19 protein-coding genes are annotated in these 20,267 nt (G+C 44.6%); 6 read left to right on the forward strand and 13 right to left on the reverse strand.

Translation table 11 applies throughout. The annotated features are described in order from the left end of the window. Positions 1 to 34: 34 nt before the first annotated feature. A complete protein-coding gene (locus QQ041_RS10555) occupies positions 35 to 970 on the reverse strand; it encodes an acyltransferase (RefSeq protein ID WP_285953857.1) in 936 nt (311 codons plus the stop codon). A 342-nt stretch (positions 971 to 1,312) separates the two neighbouring features. Here QQ041_RS10555 and QQ041_RS10560 point away from each other — a divergent pair, with 342 nt between their 5' ends. The 3 genes from QQ041_RS10560 to QQ041_RS10570 all read left to right on the forward strand — a co-directional run bounded on the left by QQ041_RS10560 (position 1,313) and on the right by QQ041_RS10570 (position 3,712). Next, positions 1,313 to 2,116 carry a ferredoxin--NADP reductase gene (locus QQ041_RS10560; protein ID WP_285953858.1) on the forward strand — a complete coding sequence of 268 codons (804 nt, stop codon included), beginning with the start codon at positions 1,313 to 1,315 and terminating at the stop codon, positions 2,114 to 2,116. 66 nt (positions 2,117 to 2,182) lie between these two features. After that, positions 2,183 to 2,521, forward strand: a complete 339-nt coding sequence (locus QQ041_RS10565) for a DUF1971 domain-containing protein (RefSeq protein ID WP_285953859.1) — start codon at positions 2,183 to 2,185, stop codon at positions 2,519 to 2,521. Between the two features lie 195 nt (positions 2,522 to 2,716). Beyond that, positions 2,717 to 3,712: a 2-hydroxyacid dehydrogenase gene (locus tag QQ041_RS10570; protein ID WP_285953860.1), complete on the forward strand. Its 996-nt coding sequence runs from the start codon at positions 2,717 to 2,719 to the stop codon at positions 3,710 to 3,712. A 99-nt stretch (positions 3,713 to 3,811) separates the two neighbouring features. On the opposite strand, the gene QQ041_RS10575 is transcribed toward QQ041_RS10570, so the two are convergent. The 8 genes from QQ041_RS10575 to ltnD form a co-directional block, all read right to left on the reverse strand. Then, the gene (locus QQ041_RS10575; RefSeq protein WP_285953861.1) at positions 3,812 to 4,684 is read right to left on the reverse strand and encodes a patatin family protein; all 873 of its coding nucleotides are present in this window, start codon (positions 4,682 to 4,684) and stop codon (positions 3,812 to 3,814) included. Between the two features lie 177 nt (positions 4,685 to 4,861). Next, complete coding sequence (locus QQ041_RS10580) at positions 4,862 to 6,313, reverse strand: catalase (protein ID WP_285953862.1); 1,452 nt, start codon at positions 6,311 to 6,313, stop codon at positions 4,862 to 4,864. A 200-nt stretch (positions 6,314 to 6,513) separates the two neighbouring features. Next, on the reverse strand, positions 6,514 to 7,698 hold the full coding sequence (locus tag QQ041_RS10585) for a glycerate kinase (RefSeq protein ID WP_285953863.1): 1,185 nt from the start codon (positions 7,696 to 7,698) through the stop codon (positions 6,514 to 6,516). Between the two features lie 114 nt (positions 7,699 to 7,812). After that, on the reverse strand, positions 7,813 to 9,267 hold the full coding sequence (locus QQ041_RS10590; RefSeq protein ID WP_146491041.1) for a GntP family permease: 1,455 nt from the start codon (positions 9,265 to 9,267) through the stop codon (positions 7,813 to 7,815). Positions 9,268 to 9,428: 161 nt separating this feature from the next. Then, the gene (otnI, locus tag QQ041_RS10595) at positions 9,429 to 10,205 is read right to left on the reverse strand and encodes a 2-oxo-tetronate isomerase (protein WP_285953864.1); all 777 of its coding nucleotides are present in this window, start codon (positions 10,203 to 10,205) and stop codon (positions 9,429 to 9,431) included. Then, positions 10,205 to 10,852, reverse strand: a complete 648-nt coding sequence (locus QQ041_RS10600) for an aldolase (protein ID WP_179946885.1) — start codon at positions 10,850 to 10,852, stop codon at positions 10,205 to 10,207. The genes otnI and QQ041_RS10600 overlap by 1 nt, the downstream gene beginning before the upstream one ends. Before the next feature lie 11 nt (positions 10,853 to 10,863). Continuing rightward, positions 10,864 to 12,120 carry a 3-oxo-tetronate kinase gene (gene otnK, locus QQ041_RS10605; protein ID WP_285953865.1) on the reverse strand — a complete coding sequence of 419 codons (1,257 nt, stop codon included), beginning with the start codon at positions 12,118 to 12,120 and terminating at the stop codon, positions 10,864 to 10,866. Positions 12,121 to 12,122: 2 nt separating this feature from the next. Continuing rightward, a complete protein-coding gene (ltnD, locus tag QQ041_RS10610; RefSeq protein WP_285953866.1) occupies positions 12,123 to 13,037 on the reverse strand; it encodes an L-threonate dehydrogenase in 915 nt (304 codons plus the stop codon). A 280-nt stretch (positions 13,038 to 13,317) separates the two neighbouring features. Between ltnD and QQ041_RS10615 the strand changes: the two genes are divergently transcribed. Next, positions 13,318 to 14,076 (forward strand): DeoR/GlpR family DNA-binding transcription regulator, encoded by a 759-nt coding sequence (locus QQ041_RS10615; RefSeq protein ID WP_285953867.1) that lies wholly within the window; start codon positions 13,318 to 13,320, stop codon positions 14,074 to 14,076. 180 nt (positions 14,077 to 14,256) lie between these two features. Then, positions 14,257 to 14,718 (forward strand): hypothetical protein, encoded by a 462-nt coding sequence (locus QQ041_RS10620; RefSeq protein ID WP_285953868.1) that lies wholly within the window; start codon positions 14,257 to 14,259, stop codon positions 14,716 to 14,718. 43 nt (positions 14,719 to 14,761) lie between these two features. Here QQ041_RS10620 and QQ041_RS10625 read toward each other — a convergent pair whose 3' ends face one another. The 4 genes from QQ041_RS10625 to QQ041_RS10640 all read right to left on the reverse strand — a co-directional run bounded on the left by QQ041_RS10625 (position 14,762) and on the right by QQ041_RS10640 (position 19,265). Further along, on the reverse strand, positions 14,762 to 16,993 hold the full coding sequence (locus tag QQ041_RS10625) for a hypothetical protein (protein ID WP_285953869.1): 2,232 nt from the start codon (positions 16,991 to 16,993) through the stop codon (positions 14,762 to 14,764). 431 nt (positions 16,994 to 17,424) lie between these two features. After that, positions 17,425 to 17,763 (reverse strand): Fis family transcriptional regulator, encoded by a 339-nt coding sequence (locus QQ041_RS10630; RefSeq protein ID WP_285953870.1) that lies wholly within the window; start codon positions 17,761 to 17,763, stop codon positions 17,425 to 17,427. Between the two features lie 200 nt (positions 17,764 to 17,963). Next, positions 17,964 to 18,938 (reverse strand): Gfo/Idh/MocA family protein, encoded by a 975-nt coding sequence (locus QQ041_RS10635; protein WP_285953871.1) that lies wholly within the window; start codon positions 18,936 to 18,938, stop codon positions 17,964 to 17,966. 3 nt (positions 18,939 to 18,941) lie between these two features. After that, the gene (locus QQ041_RS10640; protein ID WP_285953872.1) at positions 18,942 to 19,265 is read right to left on the reverse strand and encodes a putative quinol monooxygenase; all 324 of its coding nucleotides are present in this window, start codon (positions 19,263 to 19,265) and stop codon (positions 18,942 to 18,944) included. A 106-nt stretch (positions 19,266 to 19,371) separates the two neighbouring features. Between QQ041_RS10640 and QQ041_RS10645 the strand changes: the two genes are divergently transcribed. After that, the gene (locus tag QQ041_RS10645) at positions 19,372 to 20,229 is read left to right on the forward strand and encodes a LysR substrate-binding domain-containing protein (RefSeq protein ID WP_285953873.1); all 858 of its coding nucleotides are present in this window, start codon (positions 19,372 to 19,374) and stop codon (positions 20,227 to 20,229) included. Positions 20,230 to 20,267 lie beyond the last annotated feature (38 nt).

The raw sequence follows: 20,267 nt of genomic DNA on the forward strand, positions 1-20,267 counted from the left end.
TTAATGCTATCAATTTGGTTTAAGCTTACTGCTCTTATTTCTTATGAACCGCATCAGGCTCACCAGTCGTTTCAACCTCAGAGGGCGTATCAACACCATAAACTGTATCAAGATAGTCGTCTTTCTCTTTCCACGTATTGTTCAACCAACTGTGGAAGCGACGTTTAAATGCCTTATCTTCAAAGTAGTTACCATTCACGTTCTCATCCATTGCATGCAGTTTAATACGCACGACTACCTTGGTCATTTTGCCTTTCAGCATATCTTCAAATGGAGAAGTCTGGTTTTCCGGATAAGCCAAAGTAACATCGACGATACCATCTAAGATTGGACCCATTGCCGATAGAGCAAACGCCACACCGCCGGTTTTAGGCTTGAGTAAGTGACGATAAGGTGTTTTGACTGTCGCTAGTTTCTCATGATTGGCACGAGTCCCTTCAACAAAGTTCACCAAGGTTGTCGGTGCAAGTTTGAACTTAGTACACGCTTTGTTGATTGCATCGAAGTCATCATTACGACGCTCTGGGTTACGCAGCAAAAACTCACGAGAATGGCGTCTCATAAAGGGCATATCTAGCCCCCAACATGCCAACCCAACAAATGGGACGTACAGCAGTTCATGCTTAAGGAAGAACTTAGTCATCGGCATTTTGTCTTTCAAGATAGAAGACAAGATCACGATATCCGCCCAACTCAGATGATTCGACATCATCAAATACCACTGTTTGGTCGAGATATCTTCCCCGCCTTCCACTTGCCACTCGATGTCGTTGTTCACGTTCAACATCCAAAGGTTGAGCGAAGCCCAGCACCAAAATGTGAAGTTAGCTAAACGAGTACACGACTTCTGTACAACAGAGATTGGCAGAATCAGTTTGATGAGGCCAAAGAAACTCACGGTAAACGCAGTCATTGCAGTATTGATGGTCACGAACAGTACGTTCAAGGCTATACGAAGATTATCAAGCATAAAACACGGCTATATTGAGATCGAAAGCCGCCATTATACTCATCTACAAAATATTCTCTTTAGTAATTGGTTGAATATCCGAGGGGTCAAACCACTGTACTGATTTAGCCTATGTCCAAAGACCAGCTCATTGTTCTGAATCAACAAAGTCAGCATCAAAAAACACCAGCAGTGTCATTTAGACTTAAGGTGAATCATGTCCATTTGACACAATTAAGGTTTGTTTTTACTACAAACTAAGTATTGATAAGCATTCTCATTATTGGCATGGTACATGCAACTCCAAAATGTAAATAGTTGAGTATCCTTAATGAGATAACTTCTCTACGTAAAGGTGATGATATGACAGATATTCCTCATGGTTTGGTAGCCGGAAAAGTCTTACATAAAACACAATGGACAGCCCAGCTGTTCTCACTTCAAGTCAGTGCTCCTGTCTCTCCTTATCAGGCAGGTCAGTTCACGAAACTGGGCTTGGTAAATAGTGAGGGTGAGTTCGTAAGACGCGCCTATTCCATGGTAAACGCGCCAGATCACGAACAAGGACATCAACATCTGGAGTTTTTGATTATTAAAGATCAGAACGGTCAGCTTTCACCTCAACTTCATGAGTTGAAGGTAGGCGATGACATCTTTGTCGGTAAAGACCCAAGCGGTTTTATGACCTTAGATGAGATCCCAGAGATCGCCGATGATCTATGGATGCTTTCGACCGGAACCGCGGTTGGGCCTTTTATCTCAATGCTCGAAAGCATGCAGATACAGCAGCAAAACGGCTCTGAATCTGAAAAAGTCACCTCATTCAAAAACCTTGTACTGGTTCATACCGTAAGAACAAAGCAAGACCTGACTTATCGAGACCGTATCACTCAACTCGTCGATCACTTTCAAGGGAAACTCAAGTATGTGCCAATTATTTCTAGAGAATCAGTCACCGGAACTTTGCGCGGACGAATACCAAGCTTGTTACTTGGAGGCGACCTTGAGCAAGCCGCGTCTGTCGCTTTCAATCAAACCCGCAGTTTCTTCTACCTTTGCGGCAATCCGCAAATGGTTCGCGATACAAGTGAAGCACTAACCAGCTTAGGTTTCGAGAAGCACTTACGCCGAAAGCCTGGCCAATTCAGCAGTGAAAACTACTGGTAATCACAGTCACCAACTCCATCAAAGCTAAAGCTTGTATTTAAAATACAGACAGATAAGAGGTTTTATATGAGTCATTTACGTATTCCGTCACACTGGAAAATTCAACGTTCAACGCCATTTTTCACCAAAGACAACATACCGGCTGCATTACTTAATCACCATAACACCGCAGAAAGCGTATTCGGCCAAATCTGCGTAATGGAAGGGACGGTCACCTTCTATGGTTTTGCTGATGCCGACGCGACAGAACCAGAAAGTGTTATCACGATCCAAGCAGGGCAATTTGCCACAAGTCCACCTCAATATTGGCATCGAGTAGAGCTGAGCGACGACGCGCAATTCAACATTAACTTCTGGTCAGAAAAGGAAACTAAGAAGACGCTCAACACTCGTAAAAGCAGATAGAGAGCTCAATCGGCTAACCTTGTGCTGAAATTAGTAATTGTAACTAAATAGAAAAATAACCTTAATAATAACAATGACTAATGATGATAGACAAGATTATAAAACTCTAGCACACTGCACAAAGTTATTTGTTTTACTCCCGTTTCAGATAATGAATATGTGGGGTTCTTTATATTTTAGGTAAGAGAGGAAGCCATGCTCAACATTGCTTTTTTTAGCTCAAAATCATACGACGAAAAGTCATTTAACCTTGCAAAAGGTGAACTCAACGCTGAGTTTCATTTTCATGATTTTCGCCTCACCACCACAACCGCAAAAATGGCGCACGACAACGAAGTCGTTTGTGCATTTGTAAACGATGACCTATCTGGAGACGTACTAGAGATTCTTGCACAAGGCGGCACAAAGCTGATTGCAATGCGCTGTGCAGGCTTTGATAAAGTCGACCTAGACGCAGCCAAAGAGCTTGGTTTACAAGTGGTGCGCGTTCCTGCTTATTCACCAGAGTCAGTAGCAGAACATACGGTCGGCATGATGATGTGTTTGAACCGCAAACTACACAAGGCATACCAACGTACTCGTGATGCAAACTTCTCCCTTGAAGGCTTAGTAGGCTTTAACTTCCACGGTAAAACCGTTGGTGTGATTGGTTCAGGTAAGATTGGGCTAGCAACGATGCGAATCCTGAAAGGCTTGGGCATGAACATCCTATGTTACGACCCATACCCAAATCCTTTGGCAAAAGAACTTGGTGCTAAATACGTGGAACTGGATGAACTTTACCAAGAATCTGACGTGATTTCCTTGCATTGCCCAATGAGTAAAGAGAACTACCACCTATTGGATGCAACGGCATTTGGCAAAATGAAAGATGGCGTGATGATCGTCAATACCAGCCGTGGTGAACTACTGGATTCAACCGCAGCGATCGAAGCGCTGAAACAGAGTAAGATTGGCGCGCTTGGTCTTGATGTGTATGACAACGAGAAAGAGCTGTTCTTCCAAGACAAATCGAATGACGTGATTGTCGATGACGTATTCCGTCGCCTATCTGCTTGTCACAACGTCTTGTTTACAGGTCACCAAGCTTTCTTGACCAAAGATGCACTGTTCAACATTGCCAATACAACGCTAACCAGCGTTGACGCTTTCTTTGCAGGTAACACCAGCGGCAACGAACTTGTTCAATAACGGCTGAGTTAAAAACAAACTAGCTCTACAAATACAAAGCCACGCTATTCCAAAGTGAACAGCGTGGCTTTTTGGTTTGTATCTGTATCGTAAACAAAACTATATGCAGAAGTGGCAATCCTCGATGTCTAATCCGTAAGTACCTTTTCTAATCGCCAGATGCTCTTCCCCTGCCTTCACACCCATCTCATAACCTGCATCCAAGATGCTTTGATCCATCGTCAGCCGCTTAACCGCGAACGTTTCCGGTGGCGCAATCACCTTGATGGTCGCATCTTTTGGAGGGTTACGAATGAACTCTAAAGACTGGTTGTAGTTTTCAGCACGTACCACCATCGACTCCGCAATGTTTGGGAATTTCTTTAACAGTTTTTTCAGCATCCACTGATACTTCTGCGGCTTCATGCGGTAGCTAAGTGGGTGAGATAGAATCACGGTAATATAGCGCGCACCACGGCGATAAGCTTCACGAACTGGAATTGAATCCGCGACACCACCATCGGTATAACAGCCACCAGAGAAACACGGAGTTTCACGGTAAGCGATAGGCAAAGCCGTTGTTGCTTCAACCACATTAGAAAGGTTTTCTGGCTTAATATGATAGTAATCGGCACTGCCTGTATCCACATTAGTCACCGCGGCAATCAATGGAATGCTTGAAAACATCTCGCCACAATCAAGCGGGTAGCGTTGGTTTGATTCATTCCATAACCACTTTACGTCCACCAAGTTGCCACCCTTGGCAAACCGAGCTGGGTTGAAGAAAGTTTTATCCGTCGCCATCGTGGTAATCACGTTATAGCTGCGTTTTGGCGCTTGAGATAAGTAACCAACCAAATTGGACACACCTGCAGATACGCCAATGGCAAAATCATAAGGACGGAAATCGTCTTCCATAAAGGCGTCTAACACTCCAGCTGCGAAGATGCCTCTCATTGCCCCACCTTCAACGATTAATGCGCTTTTACTCATCTCAAACTCTACTACTTTATAAACTGGTAGCCGTAGGATAATCCCGTCCACCCTATAAAGATAATGGGATAGATTTATCATTCTGATAGGTAAAGACTATCAAGAGAATTCGGCTATAAAAAAGGCCGCTGAGTGATTAACTCAGCGGCCTTGTTACTATTTAAACGAGTTTATTGATTACGACTTAAATTCGCTCACATCGATTTCAAGCAGTTTACCAATGCCTTCGCCATATGCTGGGTCGGCTTTGTAACAGTGTCTTAGGTGACGTAGTTGAATCTCTTTTGGCACGCCGCCTAGGTTACGAGCTGTGTTATCGAACAGGATTGCTTGTTGTTCTGGTGTCATTAGACGGAACAAATCACCTGGTTGTGAGAAGTAGTCTTCATCTTCGCGATGATCCCAGTGTGCTGCCGCACCATCCAAGTTCAATGCTGGTTCTGCAAAGTCTGGTTGCTCTGCCCATTGGCCTTCATTGTTTGGCTCATAGCCTAGTGTGCTACCGAAGTTACCATCAACACGCATTGCACCATCACGGTGGTAGCTATGTACTGGGCAACGAGGTGCGTTCACTGGAATATGCTGATGGTTAACACCCAAACGGTAGCGCTGCGCATCACCGTAAGCAAACAAACGGCCTTGAAGCATTTTGTCTGGTGAGAAACTGATACCCGGAACCACGTTCGCCGGGTTGAATGCCGACTGCTCTACTTCTGCGAAGAAGTTTTGTGGGTTACGGTTTAGCTCAAATTCACCCACTTCAATCAATGGGTAGTCCGCATGTGGCCAGATCTTAGTAAGATCGAATGGATTGTATGGTACTTTCGCCGCGTCCGCTTCCGGCATCACTTGTACTTTCAGTGTCCATTTAGGGAAGTCTTGATTGTCGATGCTGTCTAGCAAGTCACGTTGGTGACTTTCACGATCATCGCCGATCAGCTTCGCTGCTTCTGCATCAGATAGGTTTTTAATACCTTGCTGAGATTTGAAGTGGAATTTAACCCAGAAACGTTCATTATCGGCGTTGATGAAGCTAAACGTGTGACTGCCAAAACCGTGCATGTGGCGGTAAGTTGCAGGAATACCGCGGTCACTCATCACGATGGTAATTTGGTGCAGAGCTTCCGGTAAAGAGGTCCAGAAATCCCAGTTGTTCTTCGCACTACGCATGTTAGTGCGCGGGTCACGTTTCACCGCATGGTTTAGGTCTGGAAACTTCAGAGGATCACGAAGGAAAAATACTGGGGTGTTGTTGCCCACCATATCCCAGTTGCCTTCTTCAGTATAAAACTTCAATGCAAAGCCTCGGATATCACGCTCTGCATCAGCCGCGCCACGTTCGCCCGCTACTGTCGTAAAACGTGCAAACAAGTCGGTTTTTTTACCCACTTCAGAGAACAGTTTTGCCTTGGTGTACTTTGTGATGTCGTGTGTAACTGTAAATGTGCCGTAAGCACCAGAGCCTTTCGCGTGCATACGGCGCTCCGGAATCACTTCACGATCAAAGTGTGCCAATTTTTCTAAAAACCAAACATCTTGAAGCAATTGAGGGCCACGTTTGCCCGCCGTTTGAACATTCTGGTTATGAGCGACAGGACAACCCGCAGCTGTGGTCAGTTTTTTACTCATGGTCTATTCCTTAAGGTTAAAGATATCGCATCGTTGCCACATCTTAGATTTAAGTGGATTCAATACTTTAAAAACCACTGAAATAATATGGATAAAGAATAGACCTGAGTTGGCAGAAAATATAATCGTTTATATTTATCGTTGCTATCTATAAAACCTATCAAACTGCATCATTAAGTAAGCGTCTGTTTGATATTGGTTTATTGTAAAATAGAAGCCCCTAATTTAAGCGTCGCAGCAATGTTTCTCGCCGTTCTTGTTAGGTTCACTTCTGCTTCTTTTAACACCTGATTAAGTAGCTGAGGAGAGCGTACTGTTCCAAACAAACTACTCATTTCACCATACAAAGCCTCTACTTCAGTACCCAGTGATCCGGCAATACCTATGGTTGGAATACCTTGTAAACTTGCACGCTTGGCAATGCCATAAGGTGTTTTTCCTTGCAGGGTTTGGTTATCCATCTGTCCTTCACCAGTTATCACAAGGTCTGCGCCTTTCAGCACGTCATTGGCTTGTAAAACATCGAGTACCATCTCAATACCGGGTTTAATCTCCATATCAAATAACAAACCTAGCCCCATCGGAGCACCACCCGCCGCGCCATAACCCGTACGATTTTGAACGGGAACATCCCCACGAACACAACCTTGCGATTCAGCAATTTCTGCAAAATTCGCAAGCGCCTTATCAAGCATTAATACCTGTTCTGGGGTTGCACCCTTTTGTGGGCCGAAGATATGGCTGGCACCATTATCACCACACAGTGGATTATCGACATCGCACGCGACGATAAGCTTTATGTCAGCACAGCGAGAATCTAACCCTGTAAGATCAATAGATGCTAACTCCGCTAGCACAGCACCACCTCGGCTAAGATCTTGTCCATTATCATCTTGCCCTTTACTATCTAACAAGCGACCACCTAGAGCTTGAACAATACCCGCGCCACCGTCATTAGTCGCACTGCCACCCAATCCAAGAATGATCGTTTGAGCACCCTGCTCTATCGCTTCTAACATCAGTTGCCCAGTACCAAAAGAAGAAGCAACCAAAGGATCTCGTTGGGCTGGAGTCAGTAAATCCAATCCAGATGCGGCAGCAATTTCAATCAGTGCGGTTTTGTTTGGATTACGCTCTGACGGTTCAAGCATTGCCCATTCTGCGTTTACAAGTTCACCCAGCGGCCCTTCTACTTGGTGGATTCGCTTCTGCCCTTTTAAGCCTTGCAGTAAAACATCGACCGTACCCTCGCCGCCATCGGCCAGAGGTAAAGTCACATAGTCAGCGTCAGGAAAAATTTCACAAAAACCCTTTTCAATACACGCTGCCACCGATACCGCCGATAAAGATTCTTTAAACGAGTCTGGTGCAATAACAATTTTCATACTGAGAGATCCAAAAGATTAGTAATTTTGATGAGTGCCCGATCCAAAAATGCCCCTATTGAAGATCAGCAAAGCTAATCACTTAATAGGGGCAGTATATAAAGGTAAGCAGTATTAGTTAGTAACGGCTGTCTTTACTTGTGATTTCTCTTTGCTTTTTAGCCACACAAATACAGCACCTAGAACCGCAATTGGAATCAGTGGGTCGATCAACGTGCCGCCTTTACCAAACACTAGGTTAAGAATCATGATGATGCTTGCACCAATCGCCCATGCGATAGTTGAAGACACAGACCAGATCTTAATTTGGTCAGCAAGTTCAGTAATGCCTAACGTACGGTTGATGATGTGGAAGTATGAATCGTTCAAGTGAGAGAAGCCAACTGGACCTACCGCACAAGCAAGCGCTACGAATACAGGATCTAAGCCTAGTGTCTCAACCAACGGTAGCGTCATTGTCGCTGCAACCATCATAGAAGCCGTTGCTGAACCTTGGATTAGACGTAGCATAGATGCAATCGCTAAAGGAACAAGTAGTGGTGGGATACCACTGCTTGCAATCGCTTCTGCAACTTGAGGGCCTGCACCTGATGCTTTAAGTACGGCACCCATTGCGCCACCACAGCCAGTTACTACAAGAATTAGACCTGTAGTAGACAGAGCATCGTCCATAGAGCTAACCATGTCTTTACGCTCAATGTGGCGAGTAAGACCGTATAGCGCCATAAGAACACCGATACCAACAGCAACCACAGGGTTACCAATCAAAGAGATCACAGTGTGCATCGCACTGTCACCTTGACCAACAAGCGTGTTGATTAGGATGAATGCGATTGGTAGCAAAATTGGACCGAATGATAAAAAGTTACTTGGTAGCTCTTTGTCATCTGTTTCTTTTACTTTCTCTAGGTTCGCCCAGTCAGCTTGGTTTGTGATCCAGTTTTCACCATTTGGTACGCGGTAGTACTCATTGCCTACGCGGCGGATGTAAATCATAGAAAGCAACATCATAGGGATAGATACCATCAAGCCCCACAGCATGTATTCACCTAGATCGACACCTAGAATACCTGCAACCGCAACCGGACCCGGTGTTGGTGGCACAAGCGCATGAGTGATCAGTAGGCCAAGCGCCAGAGTCACACCTAAGCCAACCGCTGATTTACCTGTGTCACGTGAAATTGCGCGAACAAGAGAGTGTAAAATAATGTACGCAGAGTCACAGAAAACTGGGATAGCGACAAGTACACCGGTAAAACCTAGTGCTAAGTCTTCACGACCTTTACCACACAGCTTTACAAACGTTTTTGCCATTCTAACAGCCGCACCAGAACGCTCGAAACACGCGCCCATGATAACGCCGAACGCGATAATCAAACCAATACCACCAAGCACGCCACCAAAGCCGGCTTTAATTGCGTTGATCAGCTCTGTTGGTGCCATACCAGCGAATAGCCCCATGATGATACTTGCAATAATCATCGCAAGCGCCACTGGGATTCTTGTTTTAATGATCATGCCCATCATGGCTAAAATGCCAATTACGATGCCTATCAGTGCTCCATCCATTGTGTATTCCTTTCTGTACTATTTTTGTTGTGTAGGGTTTGCAAGCGGGAGACATACATTCACCTCCCACTGCACTTTGTATGCTGCGGTTTTTTATTTTGACCGCTTTATCGTATTTTTAAGTGTTCAAGAGTCAGTCTTAGTGCTCAAAAAGGCTGCCTTTATAAATAAGGTTTAACCCACCCCAAGCCTGCTTCAGTTGAGGCTCTCGGGTTGTATTCACAGCCAATCCAACCTTGGTAACCTGAATCATCCAAAACACTAAATAAATGTGGGTAGTTCAGTTCGCCTTCCGATGGTTCATGCCTCTCTGGTACAGAAGCAATTTGGATATGACCGGTATAAGCAGCAACTTCACGAATCAAAGTACTTAAATCACCATCCATGATTTGCGCGTGATAAAGGTCGAGTTGAAGTTTCACATTTGGTCTATCGACCAACTTAATCAGTTCGACAGCTTCACGTTGATGCGCCACAAAATAGTTCGGAACATCACGGCTATTAAGAGGTTCAATCATCAATTCGATGCCTTGCTCAGTAAACTTATCAGCCGCAAAACGAATGTTTGAGATGAAGGTTTCAACGTGTTGTTGCTTAGTAAAGTTCTCATTCAATATGCCTGACATTGCATGGACTTTTTTACAGCCCAGAGCTGTCGCGTACATAAGCGCCGTATCAACACTAGCTTTAAATTCCTCTTCACGATCTGGAATAGCGGCAAAACCACGCTCACCCGCATCCCAATTACCTGGAGGCATGTTAAAAAGCGCCTGCTCAAAACCGTATCTGTCCATTTTCTCTGCTAGTTCTTCTGCTTCAAACGCATAAGGGAATAGATATTCCACCGCTTTGAAGCCCGCTTGGTGCGCTTTTTCAAAACGCTCTAGAAACGGCACTTCAGTGAATAACATGGTTAGATTTGCTGCGAACTTAGCCATTATTTACCTCTCCCTTTTAGGTCCATGACTTCTTCGTCTGTCAGGTAACGGATATCTTTATCTTTCAGCAGGAATGCCAATTTAGCGGTCTCTTCTAATTCTTCAGCATTATCCACGGCATCAACAAAATCAGTGCCAGTGACAACAGGTCCGTGGTTTGCCAATAAAAAGGCTCGATAGTCGCCAGCTCGTTTTGCCAACTCTTCTGCGATTTGTGGATCCCCCGGACGTAAGTAAGGAATCACAGGTAATTCACCAATTCGCATCACAAAGTACGGCGTAAACGCCTTAATCGCGTTGTTGCGATCAAGCCCTTCAAGGCATGACAGCGCTGTAAGGTACGTAGAATGCAAGTGAACAATGGCATTGCATACAGGATTATTACGGTAAATCGCTAGGTGGAACGCCGCTTCTTTCGAAGGTTTCTTACCTGAAATGTGGTTGCCGTCGATATCAACAACAGACAATTCCTCAGCGACAAGGCGGCCAAATGAAGAGCCTGTTGGTGTTGCCAAGAAGTGTCCATTTGGCAATTTAATCGACAAATTGCCCGCCCCACCTGTCGCATAGCCTCGTTCGAACATTGAACGAGCGAGCGTCACCATTTGCTCTCTTAACTGTTGCTCGTTCATCAAAATTTCACTCATCTGAATCTCGCTTATGAAAAGAATGATTGCGCTTTAGCGAAGAAGTTTTCATCTCCGAAATTGCCCGATTTAAGCGCCAGTGAAAGCTCACCTTCAACCGATTTCACCCAAGGCACACCTGGTGCAATTTGAGGACCGATGTGAAAACCTTTCACCGCTAAGCTCTGTGTCACTACGCCTGATGTTTCACCACCAGCAACGATGAAGTTTTTCACTCCATGCTGTTGTAGTTTGATCGCTAGTTGGCTAAAGAACTGTTCAACGGCGTGGCTTGAAGCTTGCGCGCCATACTCTTCTTGAATAGCTTTAAGCACGACAGCATCTGCGGTTGCGTAAACTAAAGGTGCAAACTCGCCTTGGTTATTGGTCATCACCCAATCGAAGACTTCATCGGCATATTGGTCATTGGTTAAGCAGGCCTTTACATCGATAGCAAAGTGAGGAGCAAGTTGCTTGTATACCGCAACTTGTTGGTTAGTCATCACTGAACAAGAACCTGAGAACACAACGGTTGGCGCTTTTGCTGGGGTACCGGCGTGTTTTGCATCGCTTTGGTCAGCAAGATGTTCTGTCCAATTTTTAGCGATACCAGCAGCTAGTCCTGAGCCACCTGTGATTAGTTTCAGAGATTTAGCCGCTTGACCTAACGTCACCAAGTGCTCTGTATTAAATGCGTCTACCACGGCGTAGCGACTACCTTGAGCTTTGAGTTCGTTAAAACGAGCGGTAACCGCATCAGAGCCCTGTTCAATCGTTTGAAAGTTAACTAAACCGGAAACACCTTCTGATTGTGCGTCCATCATTCGAACCACACTTGAATCCGTCATTGGTGTAACAGGGTGATTTCGCATACCTGAATCACTGAGCAACTCCCCAAAAACAAACAAGTGGCCGTTGTAAACCGTGCGACCATTTACTGGTAATGCAGGGCAAACGATAGTGAAAGACTCACCAAGCTCAGCCAAAAGCGCATCTGTTACAGGACCGATATTGCCCTCAGCGGTACTGTCGAACGTTGAGCAATATTTAAAATAAAACTGTTGGCAACCTTGAGATTGAAGCCATTTAAGCGCAGCAACAGAATCCGTTACCGCTTCGTCAACTGGGCAAGAGCGAGATTTAAGGCTGATCACTACAGCATCTGCTGATGCGTCAAACTCTCCCGCTGGAATCCCATTCAATTGGATAGTGCGCATACCGTTTTCAACCAAGAAACCAGCAATATCTGTTGCACCTGTAAAGTCGTCTGCAATAACACCTAATAACATGATTATTTCTCTCCTTTTGACGAGTCAACGCCCGGAAGGTCAATGCCCTGGAACACTTTAATCACAGCACTATCATCTTCTTGGCCAAAGCCTGCATTACTCGCACTAACGAACATGTTCAATGCTGCACTTGATAATGGAAGTGGGAATTTTAGGTCTTGAGCGGTATCCGATACCAAGTTCAAATCTTTTACGAAGATATCGACCATAGATTTTGGAGAGTAATCACCATCAACAACGTGCTTCATACGATTCTCGAACATCCAAGAGTTACCCGCTGCGTTAGTCACTACGTCATACATCAGGTCTAGAGGGATATTCGCGCGAGCAGCTAGTGCCATTGCTTCTGCACCCGCCGCAATATGAACACCTGCAAGTAATTGGTGAATGATTTTCACTGTCGCACCAAGGCCAATCGCTTCACCGATGTTGTAAACTTTTGCCGCTGTCGCATTGAGTACAGGAGCTAATGCCTCGAATGTGGTAATCGCGCCTGAAGCCATGATGGTCATTTCACCGGCTTCTGCTTTTACTGCGCCACCGGAAACGGGCGCATCAAGCATCACAAGATCATGTTCAGCTAGCTGAGTTTCGATTTGTTTAGCGTCTTCTGCTGAGATCGTTGCCGAGACCATAACTGGTGTGTTCGGTCTAAGTGCTGCCGCAAGGCCAGTCTTAAACAGTACCGTGTTAACTTGAGCGGCATTCACAACCAATACCAAAACAGAATCCAGTTTGTCTGCAAACTCAACGGCATTCGCCGATACCGCTTTCGCACCATATTCACCCAGAGTTTCAAGCGCTTGCGGATTCAAATCGAAACCATATACATCAAGCCCTGCACGCACGCATGACTTAGCTGCGCCCATACCCATAGAACCTAAACCGATCACACCAACAGATTGAACTTCATTCATAGCAAGATGCCTTTCACGTAATTATTGAATTCTAGATTTGTTAATTCTTGTTTATGTTTGTGATTATATGTGAAGCAACCGAGTGCGACTTAGTGATAAGTCACACTTTTAACAAAAGTTAACACTCATGGGTGATTTACCCCTTTCGAGGCATTAGATAATGGTAATTTCCGCAACAATCACAGTTCTTATTGCTATATCACAACAGATATTCACAGATATTCACAAAACAACGAAAGGTTGATAGGATGATGAAAAATAAGAACATAGAAGAAGAATCATGATTCCAGCAGAACGTCAGAGAACCATTTTGTCACTATTATCACACCAAGAAGTGATCAGTATTTCTGAGCTTGTTGATCACCTAGAGGTGTCTCATATGACTATTCGTCGAGATATCGTAAAGCTAGAGACATCAGGAAAAGTGATTTCAGTTTCGGGTGGTGTTCAGCTGACCAAAGCACTTCACAGCGAGTTATCACACGACATAAAGGTAGAGCAACAAGCAAGTGAAAAGGCTCAAATAGGTCAACTAGCTGCTCAGTTGGTTCCTGAGTATTCAACTATCTACTTAGATGCTGGAACAACCTCTTTGGAGATCGCCCACCAACTTGCAGGGCGAGATGATCTGCTTATCATCACCAATGACTTTGCAATTGCCGCGTACCTAATGAACAACACACAATCTGAGATTTACCATACTGGGGGCAAGATTGACCGTGAAAATCAATCGAGTATTGGGGGCAAAGTGGCTGAGTTCTTGGCAGGGATGAATATTGATATTGCGTTTATCTCTTCTTCATCTTGGAATCTAAAAGGGCTCTCAACACCTTGTGAAAATAAGGTATTAGTCAAACAAGCCATTGTTCAAGCAGCCCATACTAACTATCTGATTTCAGACTCAACCAAATATGGGCGCATCGCTACCTTCCACGCCTTAGATTTAGGTGTGCTTGATGGCGTGATCACCGACATTGATCTTTCTGGTAGTGTGATTGATGAGCTTCAAGATAAAGGCATTAAGGTCATTAATTCGTAACTGCTCACCCCATCAAGCTTCAGGCTCACAAACCAAACATTCAGAGCCTGAATACTCCCAATCAAAAACATCTATTTATCCACTCGATAAAAATAATTCTTACAATTAAGTGTTTATATCCATTAATAATATTGTCACCAGGCGGCATAATAGTCACAAACCCCTTCAACGAGTCTGGTTATGTTCTACAAACACCTTTTGGTATTGGCTTTACCACTTACTTTTGTGCTTCCTGCACAGGCCGAAACATTTGATGAGCGAATGGAACGTATCGGACAAGAAAATGCGCTAGCGAAAACCATGACTGACACGCAGGTTAAGTTGATACAAAAAGTAGTGCAAACCAACCACTGCGCTAAGGTGGCATTAACTCATCACCAACGCATTTTGGGTCAATACCAAGTTGAGACATCCTCTTCCAAGTTGTTCGTCAAATGGCGCCAACTCGGTAAACAGTTAGACACTCAATACGAAACGGATTACCCCGGATACCCTAAGCACGCTTTTCAAGAATACCCAGCAGCTTCAAGCAAAGTCGATGGCTACCTTTTTGCTTTAATCGACAATGGTTTAAACGAGCAATCGTGGATCGCCAAAGAGTTCAAGCAGTGTAAAAAGAATAAGCTAATTTCCCAAACCTAAGCTTTAGTTTGCCCTGATTCGAGACTGCTCATTCACATTAGCACTAATAAAGTAAGAACAGCCCTTCATAACCACCTATTTCTATTTGAGTGACATACTCTCCGATGTTGCCGTTTTCATCGACAGGCTTCATCGGCACGTCTAATACAATTGCGAGCTTCTCTGTCTCATAAAAGCTCGCATTCTTACCGTGGAAATCCGTACGGTACAACACTCGCCCTTTATCGAACTCTCTCGCCAACACCATGTCCTCAGGACCACCAGCAACCACCTGATTTTCAGATTGATACATAAAGTACGTGAACGTCGGTAGAACGTGAGTCATGCCATTGGGCAGGTCAGCATGCACCATTTCGTTCATCGAGGAATCGCCAACGATGGTGTAGTCCGCGGGTTGAGGTGTCGTTGTTGATAGCATCAAAGGAATCGGTTCAAAGCCTTGTGGGATTTGATGACTCGGCTCTCCCAAATCAACGGCCAATAACGAACTTGGTTGGTAGGCGATGTTTTTAGGGACACCACTTTGCCAGTAAGTGTCAGCAGTCGTATTGCCACTTCCATAGACGTAACCATTGTTCCACTGATTAAAGTAGCTATGTTGAGCGTGTCGATTGAGGTGATAGATCGCTAGGGTCGAGTATTGGTCTTGCTTCCAATTCTCTTCACTATTTCCAAGATACTGAACTCGCCCATAACGCGTTGTCGCCTGAAAAATAACACTTTGCCCATTGTAGGCGAGCGCAGAATTATCCCAGAATTTAGAGATCCCCGAGTAACCACTAAACCCAGTAGACGGAAAAATGTAGTGCTCGCGTAAATACAGAGATCCCGCCTCGCTAAGATGAGACAGTCCATTTCGACCCAGTAAGTTCGCGGTTCCGATATTCAACCCAATCGACGCATCACTTTCTAAAGCAGATAGGTTTTTGAGAAACACTGAAAATTGTTGTTTATAGAGTTCATCCGCTTGATTCGAACCCGCAACAGCTCCTAACTCTTGAACATGCCCGCCAGAATGAACATAGAACTGGTTCGAACCAATGAGTTTATTTGTGTCGTCGTTGTACGCACCATTCAAACCTTGGCTTGCCCAGCTTTGCTTGTAGTAGCGATGAATAGCAGATAGATAATCCGCGTTTGCGACGTTCGTTAGCGACCAAGATGAGTTAGCACTCCACATTCGACCAAATGGCACCACTCTTGATTCCCAACGAAAACGCGCTGTTGCGTTCTTATTGGTTCGATTTCGATACTCGCTTGGCGACAAGTAGTTATCGCCATCTAGGTCTGCAGACACATCAAAACCGCGGATTTTTCGCCATTGGCTGATAGCATTGCCGTCCGGGGTTGAAGTCGGAGCATCGGTTAATTTGACGGTTGGAAAACTGTTCTTGAGTTTCACTTCTTTTAAACGCGGCCTGTCGTCGGCGTTCTCACTGTGCCAACGAACTCTTACAACGTATAAGCGCCCACCATCTCTCAAAAAGGTGGAGCCAAAATACTGGCCGCCACCATAGCTCGCACCACTGCCATCATGAGTTGTGGCTCTTACCCAGTTATCCGGAAGGTTCCAAATCACCGATTGGTTTTTGGTCATATTGAGCGTTTTGTCTTTCTTTACATCGAGCCTCTCCCACTGTGAAACCCTTCCGAGAGAATCAATAGCTGTTGGGTATTCAATCCAAAATTCGCCGCTGCCAGCAAACTGTGAGAACTTAAAGGTCAGCCGTTCGAACTGCTCAGCATGATAGACATACAAAGCCCCACCCTGTTCGAAATTCTCAAACACATCGGCATCCCACGGAGGCTCTTGATACAGCCAAAAGCCAGCATGGTCTTCACTGGCTGTATAGCCCAAGATCATAGGTTTTCGGTTTAAAAGAGTCTTTTCGCCGTGAGTTTTATCAACTTCGGCAATGACAGTATCTTCAGAAAAGTGCAGGAAATAGTCTTCGAAGTTGAGGCCTTCAAACTCAACTTGGTTACGGAGATCGTTCTCCAACCAACCCGAGTTCATCGCCATGACTTGGTTGTACATATAACCAATTGTCATGGCCCGCTCATTGTCGGCTTTGTCGGCATAAGCTCCGAAGACAATGTCACTGTTGGTAATTTCCCAATCAATGACAGCATTCGCAGATAGTGGCGAGCCCGATAGATCAACACCCGCTTCATGTTGCCCTGGCAGCACGACCGCAGTACCAACAGCAAAAGCGTAGCCAGCGATTAAACATGACGGTATCAGTGAGAGCAGCCCAGAAATGTAGGTTTTCATGATTCAAATTTCCTAATCGATACTGTCATGCCTTAAATCACAAGACGAAAAGTCAGCCAACTTACGTGTCAATTTAGGAATCAAAATACGAAAAAAGTATCGACTACATGGCTCTATTGTTCAAGTGCTCGTCTGTATTGTTTCATCCATGACAAGGAAGACGAACAAATGCCGATTCAAAATCAATGCATTAAGAAAAAGATAAATTTTTGTGATTTTAATTTTATTTGGAAACTAAGTATCTCCGGCTAACGAGAAATCAGCTCAGATTTTCTCAAAATGAGAATAACGCAGTTTGGAAGACGGAAGGTTATCAGAGCCTAGAACTCAGAATAGGACTTGGATTTGCTGTATCGAATCTCAGTTTGAGCGCCACACTGTTGAAACTCAATTTGGATAGGCTGTCTAAACAAGAACGATGACAACGATCCTTAAAGCCTCTTGTTCCATTTCCCTTGATGGTCACGGTCGCAATTTTCTTGTGTATCGTAGCTGATGTGCTTGTCAGTATTCTTCAGTTGAATCCCAACTTGATTGAACGCTTTTTGAATAACCCCAGAGACATCCTGCTGACCGTCACTATTCAAAAAATTCGTTCTATCTTGGTTGGTATCGAATACACAGACAATTTTCAAACTTTGTGGGAATGAAGAGAAGTTGACCGAGTGAGTCACCCACAAAAAACCATCGAAGCCTTTCAGCGTGTCTTCACAAACATCATTTAACACGTCTCTGATTTGATTATCGATCTTCTTATCTGATTTGCGCATGCAGTAAAGGTCCTATTTAACACCTTAAAAAATAAGGTTTTTCAGTCAATTTTTTCTTAACCGACATTGGACACTGTGGCGGTTTCAAATGCAAAGTATTTATTGGGGAAGAGTCGGCTAGAAGATATAGAGGAAGCGCCTCCTGCTTGATCACTGACGAGGCAATCAAACATGAGGCGAATATAGAATTGACTAAGACACTAGCTTGCCGCTTGTTCCCAACCGGTCAATAGCTTCATGATTACGCGCGAGTCTTGATGAGTCGCCATTGGCGCTACAAGTTGTGTGTCACCTTGCTCAACTGCTTGGCGAATAGTACGTACTTGATAATGGAAACCATCGCCTTGCGCTTCAACTTTTACTTCACGTGTCGATGTTTCATAAACCTCAACCGTGAACGAGTTTTCTTGGGTCGGTAACCATGGGTTTGTGTCGAGAGTGATACAGCCTTTGCTACCTAAAATCGTGAAGCTATGTTTTAAGCCGTGGTCTTCTGCAGTATGGATTTGCGCGGTAAAACGGTCATTAAAACGCATTATCGCCGACGATTCACAGATATTGCCATCTTGACCTCGTCGACCGATTGCTGAGATCTGCACATCATCGAACAGACCCTCACCAAATTGTTGTTGCGCGACAGAGTGAATCAGAGACATTGGATAACAACCCAGATTATACAATGCGCCTTTGCTCGCAGGATTCACAAACTGGTCAATCGCCGCAACGTAAGAACCCTGAATTGAGCGCACTTCGCCAATCTCACCTGTCGCTAGCTCTTGATGAAGCTTGGCGATCAGTGGATGGTTTAGGTACATCAGACCTTCAGCGAAGAATACGCCCGCTTCTTTCACTGCTTGCAGAGCTTGCTCGGTTTTTTCCATATCAACCGATAACGACTTTTCACACAAAATCGCTTTGCCTTTTTGAGCGGCTTTAATCACGTACTCGTGGTGAACGTGGTTTGGTAGAGCGATGTAGATAATGTCGACTGACTCATCTTCAATCAAGGCTTCATAGCTGTTGAAGGTTCGTGTTGGTTGGTACTGCGCCGCAAACTCATTGAGTGTTTTCTCTGTGCGACCTGCCACGGCATACACCTCGCTTTGAGCATCACCTTTAATCGCATCGGCCATTACGCCTGAGATAAAGCTGGTTCCTAAAATTCCCCATTTCATGGCTTAGCTCTCCTGCTCTTGTGTTTTGATAAGTTCACTTTGCGTTTCAAATGCTTGTACTAATTCCGTAATATCACGCTCAATAAATGCTTGGGTATGAAGCATACCAAAATGCTGATTAATCGCTTCACGGTTTGCATACTGCTCAAGCAAAATCACGCGGTCGCTTTGGTTTTGATCATAAGTTGCTATTGCTTGTAGGCAGCCCGGCTCGCTTTGCATGTCTAAACAAAACTGTTCGATAGCTTCGACTGCAGTAGCTCGCTCTATGTTGGTTTTGATCTTAAGTTCGGCAGTAACAAAGATAGTTTCATTCGTTTGAGGCATTTCACGCTCTTATTTTAGTTAATTATCGATTTGCCATTAATATAATTAACCCCTAATAATTGATAAACTCACCTTTTGTTTATTATTTATCAACCAAGAGTGTTCAATGGATAAGTTAACCAGCATGAAAGTCTTCGTTTATGTGGTCGAGCAAGGCAGCTTTCGCAGTGCCGCCAACCACTTCAACTTATCGGCGACCATGATCAGTAAACATGTCCACCACCTTGAAACTAGCCTTAACTCTCAGCTGATTCATCGCACTACACGCAAGCAGTCTTTAACCGATTCAGGGCAGCTTTATTATCGAGAATGTAAACGAATTCTCGAAGACATCAACAATGCAGAGAACCTGATTCAAACCCTGGAGAACCAGCCACAAGGGACGGTAAAAATAAACTGTCCGGTCACCTATGGGAACAAGGTGCTTGCCCCGATTGTGGCCAAATTCCTCGCGCATCACCCAACGATTAATGTCGAACTGATGTTGAATAATGACCTTGTTGATCCTTATTCTTCTGATATTGATTTGATGGTGCGAATCGGTGATCTGTCTGACTCCAGTTTAGTCGCCAGATACTTAGGGGGTTATGAGATGTGTTACTGCGCGGCTCCTGAGTACCTTAACCAACATGCTGAGATTCGTGTATTGGAAGATCTCGCACAACATCCATCGCTTGGATTCAGTTACAGCAGCCAAGTCCCTCACGCCACACTGAACAAAGAACATGTGCGCTTGATGTCAAATAATGGGGATGTTTTGCGATATGCTGCCCTACAAGGCGTGGGCGTGTTGTTGCAACCGACTATCTTAGTCGCAGAAGAGATTGAGCATGGCGCGTTATTGGAAATCCTACCCGGCATGGCGCCGTTACCAAAGCCGATTCACTTACTCTACAAAACCAAGCAACTCTCTTTGAAGAACAGAACCTTTGTCGAGTTCTTGCTAGCCGAGCTTTCTAAATAACTAGGGTGATCTGAGTAACTAAGGTGGTCTGCGTTACT

Source organism: Vibrio sp. TMPB1044 (genome assembly GCF_030442075.1).
GTDB classification, from domain to species: Bacteria; Pseudomonadota; Gammaproteobacteria; order Enterobacterales; family Vibrionaceae; genus Vibrio; species Vibrio satsumensis.

What these genes read in the sequence shown, in the direction of transcription:
- QQ041_RS10580 (WP_285953862.1), bottom strand. Translation starts at nt 6,313, where the DNA reads ATGAGTAAAAAACTGACCACAGCTGCGGGTTGTCCTGTCGCTCATAAC.
- QQ041_RS10640 (WP_285953872.1), bottom strand. Translation starts at nt 19,265, where the DNA reads ATGCCTCAAACGAATGAAACTATCTTTGTTACTGCCGAACTTAAGATC.
- otnI (WP_285953864.1), bottom strand. Translation starts at nt 10,205, where the DNA reads ATGGCTAAGTTCGCAGCAAATCTAACCATGTTATTCACTGAAGTGCCG.
- QQ041_RS10635 (WP_285953871.1), bottom strand. Translation starts at nt 18,938, where the DNA reads ATGAAATGGGGAATTTTAGGAACCAGCTTTATCTCAGGCGTAATGGCC.
- QQ041_RS10570 (WP_285953860.1), top strand. Translation starts at nt 2,717, where the DNA reads ATGCTCAACATTGCTTTTTTTAGCTCAAAATCATACGACGAAAAGTCA.
- QQ041_RS10555 (WP_285953857.1), bottom strand. Translation starts at nt 970, where the DNA reads ATGCTTGATAATCTTCGTATAGCCTTGAACGTACTGTTCGTGACCATC.
- QQ041_RS10600 (WP_179946885.1), bottom strand. Translation starts at nt 10,852, where the DNA reads ATGAGTGAAATTTTGATGAACGAGCAACAGTTAAGAGAGCAAATGGTG.
- QQ041_RS10565 (WP_285953859.1), top strand. Translation starts at nt 2,183, where the DNA reads ATGAGTCATTTACGTATTCCGTCACACTGGAAAATTCAACGTTCAACG.
- QQ041_RS10625 (WP_285953869.1), bottom strand. Translation starts at nt 16,993, where the DNA reads ATGAAAACCTACATTTCTGGGCTGCTCTCACTGATACCGTCATGTTTA.
- QQ041_RS10615 (WP_285953867.1), top strand. Translation starts at nt 13,318, where the DNA reads ATGATTCCAGCAGAACGTCAGAGAACCATTTTGTCACTATTATCACAC.
- otnK (WP_285953865.1), bottom strand. Translation starts at nt 12,120, where the DNA reads ATGTTATTAGGTGTTATTGCAGACGACTTTACAGGTGCAACAGATATT.
- QQ041_RS10575 (WP_285953861.1), bottom strand. Translation starts at nt 4,684, where the DNA reads ATGAGTAAAAGCGCATTAATCGTTGAAGGTGGGGCAATGAGAGGCATC.
- QQ041_RS10560 (WP_285953858.1), top strand. Translation starts at nt 1,313, where the DNA reads ATGACAGATATTCCTCATGGTTTGGTAGCCGGAAAAGTCTTACATAAA.
- QQ041_RS10620 (WP_285953868.1), top strand. Translation starts at nt 14,257, where the DNA reads ATGTTCTACAAACACCTTTTGGTATTGGCTTTACCACTTACTTTTGTG.
- QQ041_RS10585 (WP_285953863.1), bottom strand. Translation starts at nt 7,698, where the DNA reads ATGAAAATTGTTATTGCACCAGACTCGTTTAAAGAATCTTTATCGGCG.
- QQ041_RS10630 (WP_285953870.1), bottom strand. Translation starts at nt 17,763, where the DNA reads ATGCGCAAATCAGATAAGAAGATCGATAATCAAATCAGAGACGTGTTA.
- QQ041_RS10645 (WP_285953873.1), top strand. Translation starts at nt 19,372, where the DNA reads ATGGATAAGTTAACCAGCATGAAAGTCTTCGTTTATGTGGTCGAGCAA.
- ltnD (WP_285953866.1), bottom strand. Translation starts at nt 13,037, where the DNA reads ATGAATGAAGTTCAATCTGTTGGTGTGATCGGTTTAGGTTCTATGGGT.
- QQ041_RS10590 (WP_146491041.1), bottom strand. Translation starts at nt 9,267, where the DNA reads ATGGATGGAGCACTGATAGGCATCGTAATTGGCATTTTAGCCATGATG.